Here is a 17,611-nt window from a genome sequence, read left to right as displayed (position 1 = left end):
AGGGATTGGCCCCACGCGACGTCCCCCAATTACCCGCCAGACACGAAAAAGGGCGGCCACCGAAGTGACCGCCCCTTCCTGTTCCGCGAAGGAAAGCGTCAGCGAATTACGCGACGGTCTTCAGCTTCTCGGCGGCGACCGCGAAGCGGTTGCTGATCGGCTGGGCGATCTCGCCGGCCAGCTTCATCATGTGCTCGGTCGAGCGCGAGGTCTCGGTGACCATCGAGTCGAAGGCCGAGCGGGCGAAGTCCGACTGCAGCTTCATGAATTCGGTCGGCGACTTGACCGACGACAGGGTCTGCAGCGTCTGGCTGGCGGTCTCGAACGAGCGCTTGGCATAGTCGGCGGCACCCTGGCCCAGCGTCTCGGCGCCCTTGGCGGCGATCTTCGACGATTCGACGACCGCTTCGATATTGTCCTTGCTGAACGCGATCATGTCCTCGAACAGCTTGGCGCTCTTCTCCATGGTGGCCTGGGTGCGGGCCTGGGCGTCGCCGAAAAAGGCCTGGGTCTTGGCGGTCGCGTTTTCGATGGTGCTCTGGGCGTCCATGATAAAATCCTTGGGCTTGGAGTCCGCCGAAACCGCGGCGGTCGGGGAAGAAATCGTCGGGGCCGCCGCACTTAACGGGGCCTTGGGCTGTGGCGCGGGCTTTGCCGCGACCGGCTTGGCCTCTGCCTTCACGACGGGCGCCTTGGGCGCCGGAGCGGGCTTCGCTTCGACCTTGGGTGCGACCGGTGCGACAGCGGCGGGCGTTTCCACCACCGGCTTCGGCGCCGTCTCGACCTTCGGGGCTTCGACCTTGGCGGTCGGCGCGTTCAGCGGCAGCGCCGGGCTGTTCGAGGGAGCGGCCTCGGCAGCGATCGCAGGCTTGGCGACCGGCGGCTTGGCCGATGCGGTGGTGTCGGAGGGCAGGCCCGGCAGCGTCTTGGGCGTGACCGGCTTGGTCGCGCGACTGGCTTTGGTCACCGCCTTGGCGGCGGGCACGGTCGGCTTGTTCTTGTCCAAGAGCGCTCTCCCGATTTGTTGCGCTGCACAATAGCGATTCGCGGGAGCAAAATCAAGCCTATTGTGCAGTGCAACAAAACCGAAACTAACGCTGTCGGACGTAGCGTCCGGGCGCTTCGTCGAGGGCCGCAAGTGCGCCTTCGCCGGGGATGCGTGCGCCCTGCACCGCGACGGTTGCGGCATCGCGAGTGCGCAGCCACTGGGCCCAATCCGGCCACCAGCTGCCCTTGGTCTCGGTCGCGCCGGCGACGAACTCGGCAAGTGTCGCGGCGGGGGTGTCGTTGGTCCAATATTGATATTTGCCAGCGGCAGGCGGGTTCACCACGCCCGCGATATGCCCAGAGCCGGCCAGCACGAAGCGCAAGGGGCCGGTGAACGCCTCGGTGATTTTCCACACGCTCTCAGGCGGCGCGATATGATCCTCGCGCCCCGCCTGGACATAGGCGGGGGTGGCGACCTTGGTCAGGTCTAGCGGTACGCCGCCGATGCGCATCGCGCCCGGCTGCATCAGCAGATTGTCGCGGTACAGGTCGGTCAGATAGGCGAGGTGCCACTGCGCGGGCAGGTTGGTGACGTCGCCATTCCAGTGGAGCAGGTCGAACGGCACATAATCGCGCCCCAGCAGATAGTTGTTGGTGACGTAATTCCAGATCAGGTCGCGCCCGCGCAGCAGGTTGAACGTCATCGCCAGATAACGCCCGTCCAGATAGCCCTCGGGCGACAGCGCGGCGATCATCTTCAGTTGTTCGTCATCGACGAAGTGGAGCAGCTCGCCCGCCTTCGAGAAATCGACCTGCGCGGTGAAGAAGGTGGCGCTGGCGACCTTTTCCGCCTGCCCCTGCGCCGTCAGATAGGCGAGCGTCGCGGCCAGCGTCGTGCCCGCCACGCAATAGCCGACCGTATGGACCGATTCGACGTCGAGCAGGTCGCGCACCGTATCGATCGCATCGACCTGTGCCGCGACATAATCGTCCCACATCACGTCCTTCATCGTCGCGTCGGCGGATTTCCACGACACCATGAAGACGCTGAACCCCTGATCGACCAGCCATTTGATCAGGCTTTTCTCGGGCGCGAGGTCGAGGATGTAGAAGCGGTTGATCCAGGGCGGAAAGATCACGATCGGCACCGCCGCCACCTTTTCGGTGGTCGGCGTGTAGTGGATCAGCTCGTACAGATAATTGCGCTTCACCACCTTGCCCGGCGTCGCGGCGAGGTTGCGCCCGACCTCGAACGCGCTCGCATCGCTATGGGTCAGCTGGCCGCGCCCCAGGTCGGCCATCATGTTCTGAAGGCCCTTCAACAGATTCTCGCCGCGCGTCTCGACGATCTTGTCGAGCACTTCGGGGTTGGTCGCGGGGAAGTTGGTCGGGCTCATCGCATCGATAAAGCCTTGCGCGGCGAAGCGGATCTGCTCCTTCTGCTTCGGGTCCACCCCCTCCAGCGCGTCGACGCCGCGCAGCATATGGTCCGAGATCACCTGATAGCTTTGCCGAATCCAGTCGAAGAGCGGCGATTGCCACTGTTCGGCCTTGAACCGACGGTCGGGTTTGGGGGCCACGCTCGGCTCGGCGGCGGGGTCGACGAAGCGCTGCCACAGCTTCATCGAATCGGACCAGAAGTCGCGCACCCGCCCGACCGTGGCGGGGTCGTTGAAGCCGGGCACCACCGGCACGCCCTCGGGCGGGGTCAGCGCGGCCTCCATCATCATCTGCTGGGCGCGGCCCATCACCCAGGTCCAGTGCTGCAGCTCCTCCAACGTGGGCAGGGTGCCAATAGAATGGGGGGCGTGTGTCTGGCCGGGGGTCATCCGCATCCTCTCGTTCGTCGCGCGCCCTATTGGCGTCAGGATATTGCGTCATCATGTCGGGTCGCGTCGGGAAACGAAAGCCGCTAAGGTCCGGGTCCCAAATCGTTACACAGAGGGACCCATGTCCGAAGAGTTCTACCGCATCAAGCGTTTGCCGCCCTATGTCATCGCCGAAGTCAATGCGATGCGGGCAGCGGCGCGCGCGGGCGGTGAGGACATCATCGACCTGGGCATGGGCAATCCCGACCTGCCGCCGCCCGACCATGTGCTCGACAAGCTGGTCGAGGTCGCCAAGAAGCCCGACGCGCACGGCTATTCCCAGTCCAAGGGCATTCCCGGCCTGCGCCGGGCCCAGGCCCATTATTACGGCCGCCGCTTCGGCGTCGATCTCGATCCCGAGACCGAGGTGGTCGTGACCATGGGCTCGAAGGAAGGACTGGCCAGCCTCGCCACCGCGATCACCGCGCCGGGCGACGTGGTGCTGGCGCCCAACCCGTCCTACCCGATCCACACCTTCGGCTTCATCATCGCCGGCGCGACGATCCGCGCGGTGCCGACCACGCCCGACGAAGCCTATTTCGAGAGCCTGGAGCGGGCGATGCACTTCACCGTGCCGCGCCCCTCGGTGCTGGTGGTCAATTATCCGTCCAACCCGACCGCCGAGACGGTGGACCTGGCCTTTTACGAGCGCCTCGTGGCCTTCGCGAAGAAGCACGAGCTTTGGGTGCTGAGCGACCTCGCTTATTCCGAGCTGTATTATGACGGCAACCCGACGCCTTCGATCCTGCAGGTGAAGGGCGGCAAGGACGTCGCGGTCGAGTTCACCTCGCTGTCCAAGACCTATTCAATGGCGGGCTGGCGCATCGGTTTCGCGGTCGGCAACAAGAAGCTGATCGCCGCGATGACGCGGGTGAAGTCCTATCTCGATTACGGCGCCTTCACCCCGATCCAGGCGGCGGCCTGTGCTGCGCTCAACGGGCCGCAGGATATCGTCGAGAAGAACCGCCAGCTCTATCACAAGCGCCGCGACGTGCTGGTCGAGAGCTTCGGCCGGGCGGGGTGGGATATTCCGAGCCCCAAGGCCTCGATGTTCGCCTGGGCCCCGTTGCCGCCTGCACTCGCGCATCTGGGCAGTCTGGAATTTTCCAAGCAGCTGCTGACCGAGGCCAAGGTCGCGGTCGCGCCGGGTGTCGGTTACGGCGAGAATGGCGAGGGCTTCGTCCGTATCGCCATGGTCGAGAACGAGCAGCGGCTTCGTCAGGCGGCCCGCAATGTGAAGCGTTACCTCCAGTCGATGGGCGTCAACACGCCGGGGGCGACCAAGGCGCTCTGACGCACGGGGCTATCGGGACGGGCTGTCGCTTGACGGCCCGTCCTTGCCCATCTCGCGGCTCTGCGTCCGATCGGGTCAGGCGGCATCCACATGCGGGCGCTGCGCGTGGCGGGACCGCTTGACGGCATACATCGCCTCGTCCGCCTTCTGGATCAGCCGATCGAGCCCCTTGTCCGCCGATCCGGTCGCGATGCCGATGCTGAGCGACGGCGGGTAGGGCGAATCGATGGCGGCGACCACCGCGCGGTCGAAACGCTGGGACAGGGCCTTGCGCAGCGCCTCCGCCTCGGTCTGCGTGGCGGCGGGCAGGACGCACAGAAACTCGTCGCCGCCGATCCGCACCACCTGTCCGCGTGCGCCCAGTTCGGCCTGGGCCAGATCGACCAGCAGCCGCAACACCATGTCTCCTGCTGCATGGCCCTGCGTGTCGTTGAGCGACTTGAAGTGATCGATATCGATCAGCAGCAGGGCGACCGGGCCGTGCTGCGCGGTCCGGCTCTGGTCCAGCCCGAACCGGTTGAGCGCGCCGGTCAGGCTGTCGCGACACGCCTGTTCGCGCAGTTCGCGCTGGGTGCGTTCGGACTCGATCAGCAGCAGCGAGAAATGGGTCAGCGTCACCATGATGATCGCGGTGCCGACCGCCCAATGCGCCATCGCATGGGCCTGCACCTCCCAGGCGGGAACGGTGAAGCCGATCAGGTTGAGCACCATGTTCAGCAGGAAGCCGATCGTCGAAAGGGCAAAGATGGCGCCCATGGTCCAGGCGGTCATCAGCCTTTCCCGCCGGGCGATGCCGGTCACCAGCCAGGTGAGCGACAACAGGCACAGGATGCGCGCCATCCCCATCGTCGCCACGGTCCAGCGGACATCATAGGGGTCGAACAGGAAGAGCACGATCAGCGCCGCTCCGGTGCCCCCGAACAGGATCATCAGGATACGCGGCGGCGTCCGGCCGCTCATGGTCGCGGCGCTGCGGATGCTCAAGGCAAGGCCGATTACCAGGATCAGGTTGAGCAGGCGTTCGACCGGCAGCGTGCTGGAGCCGTCGAAGAGCAGCGTCAGCCCGTTGGCCAGACCGATCAGGATTTTCGCCAGTCCCCAGTCGCGCACCCATCCGCCGCGATCCTGGCGCGTCAGGCCCGGCGTCAGGTGAAGCGCGCCGATGATGAAGTGGCTGATCGCGGCGATCACCTGGATGGTAAAGACGTCGAGAATCAAAATGCGTGTTCCATAGCGGGCATGGCGCAGTCCTTCGCAAGGGCTGCGGGGCGACCCTAACCCATGATCCGTTGAGGAAAGGTTGGCGCGACATTGGTCGTCATGGCGGCCGTCACGGTCGCGGACCATGCGTGAAGGATTGATCCCATGGCCACCCAGCCGCTACGGCGGGGGCAATCCCGCCAACGGGCCACGCGCCTTCACGGGGGCGCCAGAACGGCCGACGGAGTGACATGTGAGTAACGAACTCGAACAAATGCGTGAGCCGCTGCTCGCCGCCATCGCCGATGCGCCCGCGCTGGACGCGCTGGAGACGATCCGCGTCGACACGCTGGGCAAGCAGGGCCGCATCACCCAGCTGCTGAAGACGCTGGGCAAGATGAGCCCCGAGGAACGCCAGGTCGAAGGGCCCAAGATCCACGGCCTGCGCGAGGCGGTGACCGAGGCGCTGGGCGCCCGCAAGGCCGCGCTGGAACAGGCGGCCCTCGACGCGCGCCTCGCCTCCGAGCGGCTGGACATGACCCTGCCGGTCGAGGGCGGCAGCTTCGGCACCGTCCATCCGGTCAGCCAGGTCATGGACGAACTGGCGGAAATCTTCGCCGATCTGGGCTTCGCGGTCGCGACGGGGCCGGAGGTCGAGACCGACTGGCATAACTTCACCGCGCTCAACATCCCGGAGACGCATCCGGCGCGCGCGATGCACGACACCTTCTATCTGGCGGGTGTCGAGGCGGGTGGCGACGAGCGTACCGTGCGCCGCGTGCTGCGCACCCACACTTCGCCGGTGCAGATCCGCACCATGCTCGACCAGAAGCCGCCGATCCGCATCATCGCGCCGGGCCGCACCTATCGCTCCGACTCGGACGCGACCCACACGCCCATGTTCCATCAGGTCGAGGGGCTGGTGATCGACAAGGGCATCACGCTCGGCCATCTGAAATGGACGCTGGAGACTTTCCTGAAGGCGTTCTTCGAGCGCGACGACATCGTCCTGCGCCTGCGCCCCAGCTATTTCCCCTTCACCGAACCCTCGGCCGAGGTCGATGTCGGCTACACGATCGAGAAGGGCAAGCGAGTCATCGGTGGCTCTGGCGGCGGCTGGATGGAAGTGCTGGGCAGCGGCATGGTCCATCCCAAGGTCATCGAGGCATGCGGGCTCGATCCCAATGAGTGGCAGGGCTTTGCCTTTGGCTGCGGCATCGATCGCCTCGCCATGCTGAAATACGGGATGGACGATCTGCGCGCCTTTTTCGACGGCGATATCCGCTGGTTGAAGCATTACGGGTTCGCGAGCCTCGACGTACCCACGCTGTCGGGAGGAGTCGGCGCATGAAGTTCACCCTGGGCTGGCTGAAGAGCCATCTGGACACCGACGCCTCGCTCGACACCATCGTCGAGGGGCTGACCCGTATCGGCCTGGAGGTCGAGGGCGTGCACAATCCGGGCGAGGCGCTGGCCTCGTTCCGCGTCGCGCGCATCCTGTCGGCCGAGCGGCATCCCCAGGCGGACAAGCTGCAGGTCCTGTCGGTCGATGCCGGTGACGGCCCGATGCAGGTCGTGTGCGGCGCGCCCAACGCCCGCGCGGGGCTGGTCGGCGTGTTCGGCGCGCCGGGGGCCTATGTCCCGGGCCTCGACGTGACGCTGAAGGTCGCCGCCATTCGCGGTGTCGAGTCGAACGGCATGATGTGCTCGGCGCGCGAGTTGCAGATCGGCGAGGGCCATGACGGCATCATCGAACTGCCCGAGGATGCGGCCATCGGCACGTCCTTCCCTGACTATGCGGGCCTCACCGATCCGGTCATCGACGTGTCGATCACGCCCAACCGTCAGGACTGCATGGGCGTCCACGGCATCGCGCGCGATCTCGCCGCCGCAGGGCTGGGTACGCTGATCGCGCCGACCGTGCCGTCGGTCGCGTGTGAGGGCGCTGGCCCGGACGTGCGCATCGAGGATGCCGAGGGCTGCCCGGCCTTCTATGCGCAGGGCGTCTCGGGCCTGACCAATGGCGAGGCCCCCGAGTGGATGCGCCAGCGGCTGACCGCGATCGGGCAGAAGCCGATTTCGGCCCTGGTCGACATCACCAACTATATGACGGTCGATCTCGGCCGCCCGCTGCACGTCTATGACAAGGCCAAGCTGTCGGGTGGTCTGGTCGCGCGGAAAGCGCGCCAGGGCGAGACGGTCGAGGCGCTTAACGGCCGGACCTATACCCTGTCGGAGGGCATGACCGTCATCGCCGACGATGCGGGCGTGCACGATATCGGCGGCATCATGGGCGGCGAACATTCGGGCGTGTCGGAGACGACCACCGACGTCATCATCGAATGCGCGTACTTCACCCCCGAGGCGATCGCGCGCACCGGCCAGAAGCTGGCGCTGACCAGCGACGCGCGTACCCGGTTCGAGCGTGGGGTGGACCCGGCGTTCCTGGACGACGGCCTCGCCATCGCGACGTTCCTCGTTTTGGAATATTGCGGCGGCACCGCCAGCGGCGTGACGCGCGCGGGTGAGGCGCCGGTGACGGCCAAGACCATCGCCTATGACCCGAATCTGGCCGAGACACTCGGCGGCCTCGCCATCGCAGCGGATCGGCAGAAGGCGATCCTCGAGTCGCTGGGCTTCACCGTCACCGCCGACTGGCGGGTGACCGCCCCCAGCTGGCGGCGCGACGTGGACGGCCCCGCCGATCTGGTCGAGGAAGTCATCCGCATCGAGGGGATCGACCATGTTCCCCCGGTGGCGCTCCCCCGCGCGCCCGGCGTCGCGCGCCCGACCGCCACGCCGCAGCAGAAGCTGGAGCGTCGCGCCCGCCGCGCCGCCGCCGCGCGCGGTCTGGACGAAGCGGTGACGTGGAGCTTCATCAGCGAGGCGCAGGCCGCGCCCTTCGGCGGCGGCGCGTTCACGCTCGCCAACCCGATCAGCGAGGATCTGAAGGTCATGCGGCCCTCGCTCCTGCCCGGCCTGCTCGCCGCGACCGAGCGCAACATCAAGCGCGGCGCGACTGCCGTCCGGCTGTTCGAGATCGGCCGCCGCTATCTGGAAGAGGCCGAGCGGCCGACCTTGGGCGTCGTGCTGGCGGGCGACAAGACGCCCCGCAACTGGCGGTCCGGCAAGGCGCAGGGCTTCGACGCCTATGACGCCAAGGCCGAAGCCATCGCGCTGCTCGCCCAGGCGGGCGCGCCTGTGGATAACTTGCAGGTGATGGGCGAGGCGGGTGACGCCTGGCACCCCGGGCAATCGGGCACGTTGCGGCTGGGGCCGAAGACGGTGCTGGCGGCGTTCGGCATGGTCCATCCTTCGGTCCTGAAGGCGTTCGACCTCGACGGCGGGGTAGCGGCAGTGGAGCTGTATCTCGACGCGATCCCGCCCAAGCGGGCGACCGGCTTCATGCGTCCGGCCTATACGCCACCGGCGTTGCAGTCCGTAAAGCGCGACTTCGCCTTCCTCGTGCCTGACACGCTGGCCGCAGACATGCTGATCCGTGCGGTGCGCGGGGCGGACAAGGCCGCCATCACCGCCGCGCGTGTGTTCGATGTGTTCGCCGGGCAGGGCGTACCCGAGGGGCATAAGTCGGTCGCGGTCGAGGTGCTTCTGCAACCCTCGCAGAAGAGCTTCACCGACGAGGAGCTGAAGGCCATCGCCGACAAGATCGTCGCGGCGGCCGCCAAGCAGGGAGCGCAACTCCGTGGCTAATGAAGAAAACTGGGTCCACATCGGCAACGATCATCTGTCGGCGGCGATCAATCCGTTCGGCGCGGAACTGTCCTCGCTCAAGGACGCGGACGGCCGCGAGCTGATGACGAATGCGGACCCGGCTTTCTGGACCGGCCGCGCGCCTTTGCTCTTCCCGGTGATCGGCGTGACCCGCGACGGCATCCGCCTGAACGGCCAGCATTACCCGATGGCCAAGCATGGCTTTGCCCGCCACTCGACCTTCAAGCTGGTGACGCATGAGGCCAGCCGCGCCGTCTTCTCGCTGGGCGACAGCGAGGAGACGCGCACCTCCTATCCGTTCGCCTTCCGGCTGGAGGCGGAGTTCCGGTTGGAAGAGGCGATGCTGGTGATGGAAATCCGTATCCTCAACCGGGGCGAGGTGCCGATGCCCGCCAGCTTCGGCTTCCACCCCGCCTTCGCCTGGCCGCTGCCCTATGGCCAGGCACGCGCCGAGCACCGGATCGTTTTCGAGAAGGAAGAGCCCAGCCGCCTGCGTGAGATCGCGCCAGACGGCCTGATCGCGGAAGCCCGCCGCGACAGCCCGCTCGACGGTCGCGTGCTGCATCTGGCGGACGATCTGTTCACCCACGACGCGCTGGTCTGGGACCCGGTCGAGAGCCGCCATGTCACCTACGGCGCGGACGGTGCGCCGCAATTGCGCATCGCCTTCCCCGATACCGACAAGCTCGGCATCTGGACCAAGCCGGGTGCCGCCTATGTCTGTGTCGAGCCGTGGCACGGCATAGCCGATCCGGAAGGCTTTGAAGGCGATTTCACCGACAAGCCTGGTGTGTTCACCGTGCCGGTCGGCGGTGAAAAGGTCATGCAGGTGACGGTGACGCTGGCGGGGTAGCGACACCACCCAGCCCCTCACACTCCACCCCGGCGAAGGCCGGGGTCCAGTTGCTACGAATTTCAAGATCGAAGCCTTCACGCGCGCCACGAGCCTTTTGGCAACTGGACCCCGGCCTTCGCCGGGGTGGGTGCGGGTATGACGTGCGGCATCCATGGCTGCCCGCAATCCGGGGCCTGTCTTGTGCCACAATTTGCTGTAACAGGCGCAGCATCTCGGGCGCTCGGATGCGCCATTTCCCTATTCGACAGAGCCGCCCATGACTTCCCCCCGCCGTACCTTCGCGATCATCTCGCACCCTGACGCCGGTAAGACCACGCTGACCGAAAAGCTGCTCTATTTCGGCGGCGCGATCCATTTGGCGGGTGAGGTCAAGGCGCGGGGGCAGAACCGCCGTGCGCGGTCGGACTGGATGAAGATCGAGCAGCAGCGCGGCATCTCGGTCACCTCCTCAGTCATGACGTTCGAGAAGGACGGCGTGACCTTCAACCTGCTCGACACGCCGGGCCACGAAGACTTTTCGGAGGATACCTACCGCACGCTGACCGCGGTCGACTCGGCCGTAATGGTCATCGACGCGGCGCGCGGTATCGAGGCACAGACGCGGAAGCTGTTCGAGGTCTGCCGCCTGCGCTCGGTGCCGATCATCACCTTCGTCAACAAGGTCGATCGTGAGGGGCGTCCGCCCTTCGAGTTGCTCGACGAGATCGCTGACATCCTGGCGCTCGACGTCGCGCCGATGAGCTGGCCGGTCGGCATGGGCGGGCTGTTCGAGGGCATTCTCGACCTGACCACCGGCAAAGTCAGCCGTCCCGAGGGGGACAGCCGCGCCTTTCACGGCAAGGTGGACGATGCGCCGACCCTGCCCGCCGAAATCGCCGAAGAAGTCGAATTGGCGCAGGCCGGTTATGCCGAATTCGATGGCGAGGCCTATCGCAACGGCGATCTGACGCCCGTTTATTTCGGCTCCGCGTTGAAGGACTTCGGTGTCGCCGAACTGATCGACGCGCTCAGCCGTCATGCGCCGCCGCCCCGGCCCCAGCCCGCCGAGCCCGCGCCCGTCGCGCCCGAGAACAAGGAAGTCACCGGCTTCGTGTTCAAGGTGCAGGCGAACATGGACCCGCAGCATCGCGACCGCATCGCCTTCATGCGGCTGTGCTCGGGCACCTTCAAGCGCGGCATGAAGCTGACCCCGACGGGCCATGGCAAGCCGATCGCGGTCCACTCGCCGATCCTGTTCTTCGCGCAGAATCGCGAAGTCGCGGACGAGGCGTTTCCGGGCGACATCATCGGCATCCCCAATCACGGCACGCTGCGGGTCGGCGATACCCTGTCGGAGCGGGCGGATGTGCGCTTCACCGGCCTGCCCAATTTTGCCCCCGAAATCCTGCGTCGCGTCGCGCTGAAGGACCCGACCAAGACCAAGCAGCTGCGCAAGGCACTGGACGACATGGCCGAGGAGGGGGTGACCCAGGTCTTCTATCCCGAGATCGGGTCGAACTGGATCATCGGCGTGGTCGGGCAGCTCCAGCTCGACGTGCTGCTGTCGCGGCTGGATGCGGAATATAAGGTCGCGGCCGGGCTGGAGCCTGCGCCGTTCGACACCGCGCGCTGGATCGCGGCGGACGACCCCGCCGACCTGAAGGCGTTCATGGACCTGAACCGTGCGGCGATGGCGAAGGACCGTGACGACAACCCCGTCTTCCTCGCCAAGAGCGCCTGGGAAGTCGGTTATGTGGCCGATCGCTATCCCAAGGTCCGTTTCCTGGCGACGCGCGAGCGCTGAGGCGGAACCCGAGGGCCGTTTCGGCGCTTCAACGACCATGAACGAACAGGGACCCGCCATGGACCGAGCCGCGATCGAAGCGACTTTCGAGGCCAATGAAAAGCTGATCCGCCGCCGGGCGCTCAAGGCCGGGGCGAAGGCGCTGACTATCGGCACCGAAAGCCTGGCCGACACGATCGATGCGATCGCCGACGCCTATGCCCTGACGGGCGCGCAGCGTCGCCAGCTGGAGCCGGGCATGGCGATCGAGGCGCAGGAGATTGCGGCCAAGCTGAAGGGCTTTGTCGGTCCGGCTGCGATCCTGGGCGACCTGCGCGGCGGGTCGGGCCTGTTGTCGCAGGCGCGGGCGGCGGGGAAGCTCGCCAAGACCGCGCGGCGGATTGGCAAGGGCGGCCTGGCGGCGGGCCGGGTCGCGGCGCGTGGCGGCCGGGTGGCGCGCGCGGTGCCTTGGGCGGCGCTGGGCGTGGCGGCTTGGGGCGTCGGCAATGGCGGCTGGTTCTGGTGGCGGTCGCATGCCTATAACCGGGCATGCCGCGATCTGTTGCTGGGTCAGCAGGGCGGGGTGGTCCAGCCCGCCTGACAGCGGGTAACTTCTATCGACGCTCGGCCCGGTCGTCCCAGGCCAGCGCCTCGACCAGCGAATCGCGGATGCTGCGCAGCATCGTCGCAGGATCGTCCTTGGTGCGTGCTTCGCTCTCGAACAATTGCTGCACCCCGCGCACCGTGTAACCCTGCTGGTTGAGCAGATGGTCGATGCGGCGGATCAGAATCAGGTCATCGGCGCGATAATAGCGTCGGTTACCCGCGCGCTGAACCGGACGAAGCTGGGGGAAGCGGCTTTCCCAATAGCGGAGCACATGCTGCGCCACCCCGGTTTCGCGCGAGACTTCGCCGATGGTGCGCAACGCACCATCGGTCTTGCCGCCATCGGCCGGGCGTGTCGGTCTATCCGGCCGCGACAATACGATCGCGCATCATCTGGCTGGCGCGGAATGTCAGAACGCGGCGGGGTGCAATCGGCACCTCGATCCCGGTCTTGGGGTTGCGGCCGATCCGCTCACCCTTGTCGCGCAGCACGAATGTTCCGAAGCCGGAAATCTTGACGTTTTCCCCCCGCCCCAGGGCGTCGCACATCTCGACGAGAATCTGCTCGACGACTTCCGCCGAATCGGATCGCGACAGTCCCACTTCCTGATGCAGAGATTCGGCGAGATCCGCCCGTGTCAACGTTCCAGCCTTCGTCATGCCATCCCCCAATGGTGCGGAAGTAACCGATTAACACATCCAAGATTGGGACCGAAAGGGATTTATCTCGGTTAATGTCAATCGTTTGTCTAAAAGCGGATCACCGCCGCACCCCAGGTGAAGCCCCCGCCCATCGCTTCCAGCACGATCAGGTCGTTCTCCCGGATGCGTCCGTCGCGTACCGCCGTGTCCAGCGCCAGCGGCACCGAGGCGGCGGAGGTGTTGGCGTGACGGTCGACGGTGACGACGACCTTTTCCGGGGCCAGGTTCAACTTGCGGGCGGTGGCGTCGAGGATACGGGCATTGGCCTGATGCGGCACGACCCAGTCGACATCGGCCGCAGTCAGGCCCGCCAGGCCCAGCGATTCTTCCATCACCTGCGCCAGATTGACGACGGCGTGGCGGAACACCTCGCGTCCCTTCATCCGCAGCTTGCCGACGGTGCCGGTGGTGGAAGGGCCGCCATCGACATAGAGCAGGCCGTTATGGCGGCCATCGGCATGGAGCTTGGTGGCCAGAATACCGCGACCATCCGAATCGGAGCTTTCACGCGCCTCCAGTACCATCGCGCCCGCGCCGTCGCCGAACAGGACGCAGGTGGTGCGATCCTCCCAGTCGAGGATGCGGCTGAAGGTTTCTGCGCCAATCACCAGCGCACGGCGCTGCACGCCCGAGCGCAGCATCGCATCGGCGACCTGCACGGCATAGAGAAAGCCCGAGCAGACGGCGGCGACGTCGAACGCGACGCAGTCGTTTATGCCCAGCATCGCCTGAACCTTGGTCGCGGTCGCCGGGAAGGTCTGGTCGGGCGTGGCGGTCGCCAGGACGATCAGGTCGATGTCCTGCGCCGACAGACCAGCGGCGGCGATCGCGGCCTTGGCGGCGTCGGCGGCCAGCGTCGCCGTCGTTTCCTCGGGCCCAGCGATGTGGCGGAAGCGGATGCCGGTCCGCTCGACGATCCACTCGTCAGACGTGTCGACCTCTTGCGCCAGTTCTTCGTTCGACACCCGCCGGGTTGGAAGTGCCGACCCCGTACCCGTGACGATCGAACGAATCATGCGGCGTCCTCGAAATTCAGGAGGTCCTCGGCAATACGCCGGGTCAGGTCGGCGCGCACCATCTTGGCCGCATTGCCGATCGCGGTGGCCACGCCCAGCTCGTTGGCGCTGCCATGGCTCTTCACGACCACGCCGTTCAGGCCCAGGAATACCGCGCCATTATGGTTGTTGGGGTCCAGGTGATCGCGCAACAACTGCGTGGCGGGCCGCGAGATCAGGAAGCCGAGCTTCGACCGCGCCGACGAGCGAAAGGCGCGCTTCAACAGGTCGCCGACGAAGCGGGCGGTGCCCTCGGCGGTCTTGAGCGCGATATTGCCCGCGAAGCCGTCGCACACGATGACATCGACCTCGCCGCGGGCCAGCTGATTGCCCTCGATAAAGCCGGTGAAGTTCAGCGGCAGGTGATCCTGGCCGCGCAGCACGGCCGCAGCATCGCGAATCTCGTCGGTGCCCTTCTGGTCCTCGGACCCGATGTTGAGCAGCGCGACGCGCGGGTTGTCGAGTTCGAGCAGGATGCGGGCATAGGCGGCGCCCATGACGGCGAACTGGACGAGGTTGCGGGCGTCGCACTCGGTATTGGCGCCGAGGTCGAGCATGACGACGTCATTGTCGCCCAGCGTCGGCAGCGGCGCGGCGAGGGCGGGTCGGTCGATGCCGGGCAGGGTGCGCAGCGACAGCTTGGCCATCGCCATCAGCGCACCGGTATTGCCCGACGACACCATGGCGGCGGCGCGACGCTGCTTCACCAGATCGATGGCGATACCCATCGACGTCACACGCGCACGCCGGATCGCCTGGCTCGGCTTTTCGCTCGAACCGACGATCTCGGGCGCGTGGATGATCTCGGACGCGGCGGACAGGTTGGGATGGACCTTCAGCCCCTCCGCAATCTGTGCCTCGTCCCCGACCAGGAAGAAGCGCATGCCCTCGAAGCGACGACGCGCCCTGGCGACACCGGCCAGCATCACGGCCAGCCCGTCGTCGCCGCCCATCGCATCGACGGCGATCCAGGCGTTATCGGCCATGCGTTCCTCTAACGGTCAATCAGGTCAGGTAGAGGGATCAGCCCTCGACCGACACGACCTCACGGCCGTTATAATGGCCGCAGGCGGTGCACAGATTGTGCGGACGCTTCAGTTCGCCGCAGTTCGGGCATTCCTGGAACGCCGCGACCGTCAGCGAGTCGTGGCCACGGCGCATGCCGCGCTTGGAGGGCGAAGTCTTTCTCTTGGGGACGGCCATTGCGGCACCTTATCAATCGAACAATGGGTGGAATACGCCACGATCAGCACCCATTGCGCGCCCGGATCGAGGATCCGGCCGCGTGAGCACCCAGCCGGACGCATCGCGAAGCCCCGCGCCTATAGCGAGTTTTGCCGATGTTGCAAGCCGGGCTGGGGAATGGCACTCCGCTTCTTGGTCCAAATCCTGGAGAATGCGCCGCTTATGATCCTGCCCGTCACGCTCAGCATCGCGGCGGCGGCCGCGCTGGTCAATCTATGGCTCGCCCTGCGAATCGTCGTCGGGCGGGTGCGCGGCAAGATCCTGTTGGGCGATGGCGGCGATTCGCGACTCGGTGCGGGCATGCGGGCCCAGGCCAATTTCGTCGAATATGCCCCCTTCGTCCTGATCCTGATGGGGCTGATCGAGCTGGCGGGCGGCTCGGCCTTCTGGCTGTGGGTGCTGGGTGGAGCGTTCATCCTGGCGCGGATCGGCCATGGCTGGGGCATGATGCGGCCCGCGCCCAATATCGGCCGCGCGGGCGGCGCGATCGGAACCTGGGCGATCCTGGCCTTGTTGGCCGGATGGGCGATCGGCATCGTCTATACCGCCAACACCACCCCCGTGACCGGGGTCACCGTCTATAAGGTTGAGCAGCGATGATTCGTTTTCCCCTGATCGCTCTGGCCGCCGTCACGCTGACCGGTGCCGCCCCCGACCCCATCTCGCCACAGCGGTTGTCCGACGATGTGAAGACGCTGGCCTCCGACGCGTTCGAGGGGCGTGCGCCGGGCACGGCGGGGGAAACGAAGACCGTCGACTGGCTGGTCGCGCAGTTCCGGACGATGGGGCTGCAACCCGGCGGGCCCGATGGCGAGTGGACGCAACCCGTGCCGCTGATCCGCACCCAGATCGGCCAGGGGACGATGCGCGCCGGGGCCATGCCGCTGGTCCAGGGACAGGGCGTCTATGTCTCGACCGTGCGGCCCGTCGACCAGGTGGCGATCCAGAATGCGCCGATGGTGTTCGTCGGTTACGGCGTCCACGCGCCCGAGCGCGGCTGGGACGATTTCAAGGGCGTCGACCTGAAGGGCAAGATCGCGGTCTTCCTGGTCAACGATCCCGATTTCGAGGCCGTCGCGGGCGACGATGCCAAGGGCAAATTCGGCGACCGGCGCATGACCTATTATGGCCGCTGGACCTACAAGTATGAGGAAGCCGCGCGGCAGGGCGCGATCGGTGCGCTGATCGTCCACGATACGGCCGGAGCGGGCTATGGCTGGGCGACGGTGACCGCCCCCGCGGGCGAGAATTACGATATCGTCCGCGCCGACCCGAGTTCGCGGGTCCTGCTGCAAGGCTGGCTGTCCGGCGACTCGGCAACCAAGCTGTTTGCCGCCGCCGGGCTGGACCTGGCGCAGCAGCGCAAGGCCGCGCGGCATGCCGATTTCCGGCCGGTCGCATTGAAGGGGCAATCCTTCTCCGCCGACCTGCCGGTGACGACGGTGCGCGCGGAAAGCCGCAACGTGCTGGCCAAGCTGCCCGGCAGGACGCACCCGGATGAGGTCGTGATATTCGGCGCGCATTGGGATGCGTACGGCCGGGGCAAGGCGGACGCACAAGGCCGAACGATTCGCCCCGGTGCGAACGACGATGCGCTGGGCGTGGCGGGCGTGCTGGAACTGGCGCGCGCGTTCAAGGCCGCGCCGCCGACCGACCGCAGCCTGGTGTTCGCACTGTGGACCGGCGAGGAGCGCGGGCTGCTGGGATCGGAAACCTATGCCGTGAAGCCGGTCTATCCGCTGTCGAAGACCGTCGCCAACCTGACGCTCGACATCCTCCAGACGGCAGGACCGGCCAGGGACGTGATGCTGGTGGGTGACGGGCAGAACGACCTGGAGGACCGGTTGAAGGCCGCCGCCGGGGCGCAGGGCCGCGTGGTGACACCCGAGGCGCTGCCCGAGCGCGGGCTGTTCTACCGCGCCGATCACTTCTCGGTCGCACGGCGCGGCGTGCCGACGCTGCTGCTGATGGCGATCAGCGGCGCGCCCGATCTGGTCGCGGGCGGGCGCACGGCGGGGCAAAAGTGGCTCGACGACTATATGCGCTGCTATCACCAGACCTGCGATGCCTGGGACGCGAACTGGGACTTGCGCGGTGCGGCGGCGGATGTCGGGCTGTTCTACCGGATCGGGCGCGACCTGGCCGATGGGCGGGACTGGCCGGAATGGCGGGCCGGGTCCGAGTTCAAGGCGATTCGCAGCGAGAGTGCTGCGGACCGGCGGTAATCCAGCCGCGCCTGTTCCTCCACCTGCAAGGGGAGGGGGACCAGCGAAGCTGGTGGAGGGGTATCCCCGCTGGTGGTGA

16 protein-coding genes are annotated in these 17,611 nt (G+C 66.8%); 8 read left to right on the top strand and 8 right to left on the bottom strand.

Going from position 1 to position 17,611, the window contains the following annotated elements:
- Positions 1-106: 106 nt before the first annotated feature.
- Positions 107-1,006, bottom strand: coding sequence for a TIGR01841 family phasin (locus SSA01S_RS16765; protein WP_240954501.1), 900 nt, complete (start codon positions 1,004-1,006; stop codon positions 107-109).
- Between the two features lie 85 nt (positions 1,007-1,091).
- Positions 1,092-2,822 (bottom strand): PHA/PHB synthase family protein, encoded by a 1,731-nt coding sequence (locus SSA01S_RS16760; protein ID WP_156477894.1) that lies wholly within the window; start codon positions 2,820-2,822, stop codon positions 1,092-1,094.
- 115 nt (positions 2,823-2,937) lie between these two features.
- On the opposite strand from SSA01S_RS16760, the gene SSA01S_RS16755 reads away from it, so the two are divergent.
- On the top strand, positions 2,938-4,149 hold the full coding sequence (locus SSA01S_RS16755; protein ID WP_061781298.1) for an LL-diaminopimelate aminotransferase: 1,212 nt from the start codon (positions 2,938-2,940) through the stop codon (positions 4,147-4,149).
- Positions 4,150-4,224: 75 nt separating this feature from the next.
- On the opposite strand, the gene SSA01S_RS16750 is transcribed toward SSA01S_RS16755, so the two are convergent.
- Positions 4,225-5,367 (bottom strand): GGDEF domain-containing protein, encoded by a 1,143-nt coding sequence (locus tag SSA01S_RS16750; protein ID WP_061781297.1) that lies wholly within the window; start codon positions 5,365-5,367, stop codon positions 4,225-4,227.
- Positions 5,368-5,623: 256 nt separating this feature from the next.
- Between SSA01S_RS16750 and pheS the strand changes: the two genes are divergently transcribed.
- From pheS to SSA01S_RS16725, 5 genes are all read left to right on the top strand, one after another.
- The gene (gene pheS, locus SSA01S_RS16745) at positions 5,624-6,700 is read left to right on the top strand and encodes a phenylalanine--tRNA ligase subunit alpha (RefSeq protein WP_170171262.1); all 1,077 of its coding nucleotides are present in this window, start codon (positions 5,624-5,626) and stop codon (positions 6,698-6,700) included.
- Positions 6,697-9,060, top strand: coding sequence for a phenylalanine--tRNA ligase subunit beta (pheT, locus tag SSA01S_RS16740; protein ID WP_061781295.1), 2,364 nt, complete (start codon positions 6,697-6,699; stop codon positions 9,058-9,060). The genes pheS and pheT overlap by 4 nt, the downstream gene beginning before the upstream one ends.
- Positions 9,053-9,934 carry an aldose 1-epimerase family protein gene (locus SSA01S_RS16735; RefSeq protein WP_061781294.1) on the top strand — a complete coding sequence of 294 codons (882 nt, stop codon included), beginning with the start codon at positions 9,053-9,055 and terminating at the stop codon, positions 9,932-9,934. Before pheT ends, SSA01S_RS16735 begins: the two co-directional genes overlap by 8 nt.
- Positions 9,935-10,193: 259 nt before the next feature.
- On the top strand, positions 10,194-11,720 hold the full coding sequence (locus SSA01S_RS16730; RefSeq protein WP_061781293.1) for a peptide chain release factor 3: 1,527 nt from the start codon (positions 10,194-10,196) through the stop codon (positions 11,718-11,720).
- 37 nt (positions 11,721-11,757) lie between these two features.
- The gene (locus SSA01S_RS16725) at positions 11,758-12,300 is read left to right on the top strand and encodes a hypothetical protein (RefSeq protein WP_061781292.1); all 543 of its coding nucleotides are present in this window, start codon (positions 11,758-11,760) and stop codon (positions 12,298-12,300) included.
- Between the two features lie 13 nt (positions 12,301-12,313).
- Here SSA01S_RS16725 and SSA01S_RS16720 read toward each other — a convergent pair whose 3' ends face one another.
- The 5 genes from SSA01S_RS16720 to rpmF all read right to left on the bottom strand — a co-directional run bounded on the left by SSA01S_RS16720 (position 12,314) and on the right by rpmF (position 15,265).
- The gene (locus SSA01S_RS16720) at positions 12,314-12,682 is read right to left on the bottom strand and encodes a MerR family transcriptional regulator (RefSeq protein ID WP_061781291.1); all 369 of its coding nucleotides are present in this window, start codon (positions 12,680-12,682) and stop codon (positions 12,314-12,316) included.
- Positions 12,666-12,965, bottom strand: a complete 300-nt coding sequence (locus SSA01S_RS16715) for an integration host factor subunit alpha (protein ID WP_058716555.1) — start codon at positions 12,963-12,965, stop codon at positions 12,666-12,668. The genes SSA01S_RS16720 and SSA01S_RS16715 overlap by 17 nt, the downstream gene beginning before the upstream one ends.
- Positions 12,966-13,054: 89 nt before the next feature.
- On the bottom strand, positions 13,055-14,023 hold the full coding sequence (locus SSA01S_RS16710; protein WP_061781290.1) for a beta-ketoacyl-ACP synthase III: 969 nt from the start codon (positions 14,021-14,023) through the stop codon (positions 13,055-13,057).
- A complete protein-coding gene (gene plsX / locus SSA01S_RS16705; protein WP_061781289.1) occupies positions 14,020-15,048 on the bottom strand; it encodes a phosphate acyltransferase PlsX in 1,029 nt (342 codons plus the stop codon). Before plsX ends, SSA01S_RS16710 begins: the two co-directional genes overlap by 4 nt.
- 37 nt (positions 15,049-15,085) lie before the next feature.
- The gene (rpmF, locus tag SSA01S_RS16700; RefSeq protein WP_042488281.1) at positions 15,086-15,265 is read right to left on the bottom strand and encodes a 50S ribosomal protein L32; all 180 of its coding nucleotides are present in this window, start codon (positions 15,263-15,265) and stop codon (positions 15,086-15,088) included.
- Positions 15,266-15,469: 204 nt separating this feature from the next.
- On the opposite strand from rpmF, the gene SSA01S_RS16695 reads away from it, so the two are divergent.
- Entirely contained in the window at positions 15,470-15,907 is a 438-nt protein-coding gene (locus SSA01S_RS16695; protein ID WP_061781299.1) for an MAPEG family protein, read from the top strand.
- Positions 15,904-17,532 carry a M28 family metallopeptidase gene (locus SSA01S_RS16690; RefSeq protein ID WP_061781288.1) on the top strand — a complete coding sequence of 543 codons (1,629 nt, stop codon included), beginning with the start codon at positions 15,904-15,906 and terminating at the stop codon, positions 17,530-17,532. Before SSA01S_RS16695 ends, SSA01S_RS16690 begins: the two co-directional genes overlap by 4 nt.
- Positions 17,533-17,611 lie beyond the last annotated feature (79 nt).

It is taken from the genome of Sphingomonas sanguinis NBRC 13937 (assembly GCF_001591005.1).
GTDB lineage: Bacteria > Pseudomonadota > Alphaproteobacteria > Sphingomonadales > Sphingomonadaceae > Sphingomonas > Sphingomonas sanguinis.
This window is presented reverse-complemented; position numbering and strand designations above follow the sequence as displayed.

Bases quoted from the DNA above. Each gene is read 5' to 3' on its own strand.
- SSA01S_RS16710 (WP_061781290.1), bottom strand. From the start codon at position 14,023: ATGATTCGTTCGATCGTCACGGGTACGGGGTCGGCACTTCCAACCCGG.
- SSA01S_RS16715 (WP_058716555.1), bottom strand. From the start codon at position 12,965: ATGACGAAGGCTGGAACGTTGACACGGGCGGATCTCGCCGAATCTCTG.
- SSA01S_RS16725 (WP_061781292.1), top strand. From the start codon at position 11,758: ATGAACGAACAGGGACCCGCCATGGACCGAGCCGCGATCGAAGCGACT.
- pheS (WP_170171262.1), top strand. From the start codon at position 5,624: ATGCGTGAGCCGCTGCTCGCCGCCATCGCCGATGCGCCCGCGCTGGAC.
- SSA01S_RS16730 (WP_061781293.1), top strand. From the start codon at position 10,194: ATGACTTCCCCCCGCCGTACCTTCGCGATCATCTCGCACCCTGACGCC.
- SSA01S_RS16690 (WP_061781288.1), top strand. From the start codon at position 15,904: ATGATTCGTTTTCCCCTGATCGCTCTGGCCGCCGTCACGCTGACCGGT.
- rpmF (WP_042488281.1), bottom strand. From the start codon at position 15,265: ATGGCCGTCCCCAAGAGAAAGACTTCGCCCTCCAAGCGCGGCATGCGC.
- SSA01S_RS16760 (WP_156477894.1), bottom strand. From the start codon at position 2,822: ATGCGGATGACCCCCGGCCAGACACACGCCCCCCATTCTATTGGCACC.
- pheT (WP_061781295.1), top strand. From the start codon at position 6,697: ATGAAGTTCACCCTGGGCTGGCTGAAGAGCCATCTGGACACCGACGCC.
- SSA01S_RS16695 (WP_061781299.1), top strand. From the start codon at position 15,470: ATGATCCTGCCCGTCACGCTCAGCATCGCGGCGGCGGCCGCGCTGGTC.
- plsX (WP_061781289.1), bottom strand. From the start codon at position 15,048: ATGGCCGATAACGCCTGGATCGCCGTCGATGCGATGGGCGGCGACGAC.
- SSA01S_RS16755 (WP_061781298.1), top strand. From the start codon at position 2,938: ATGTCCGAAGAGTTCTACCGCATCAAGCGTTTGCCGCCCTATGTCATC.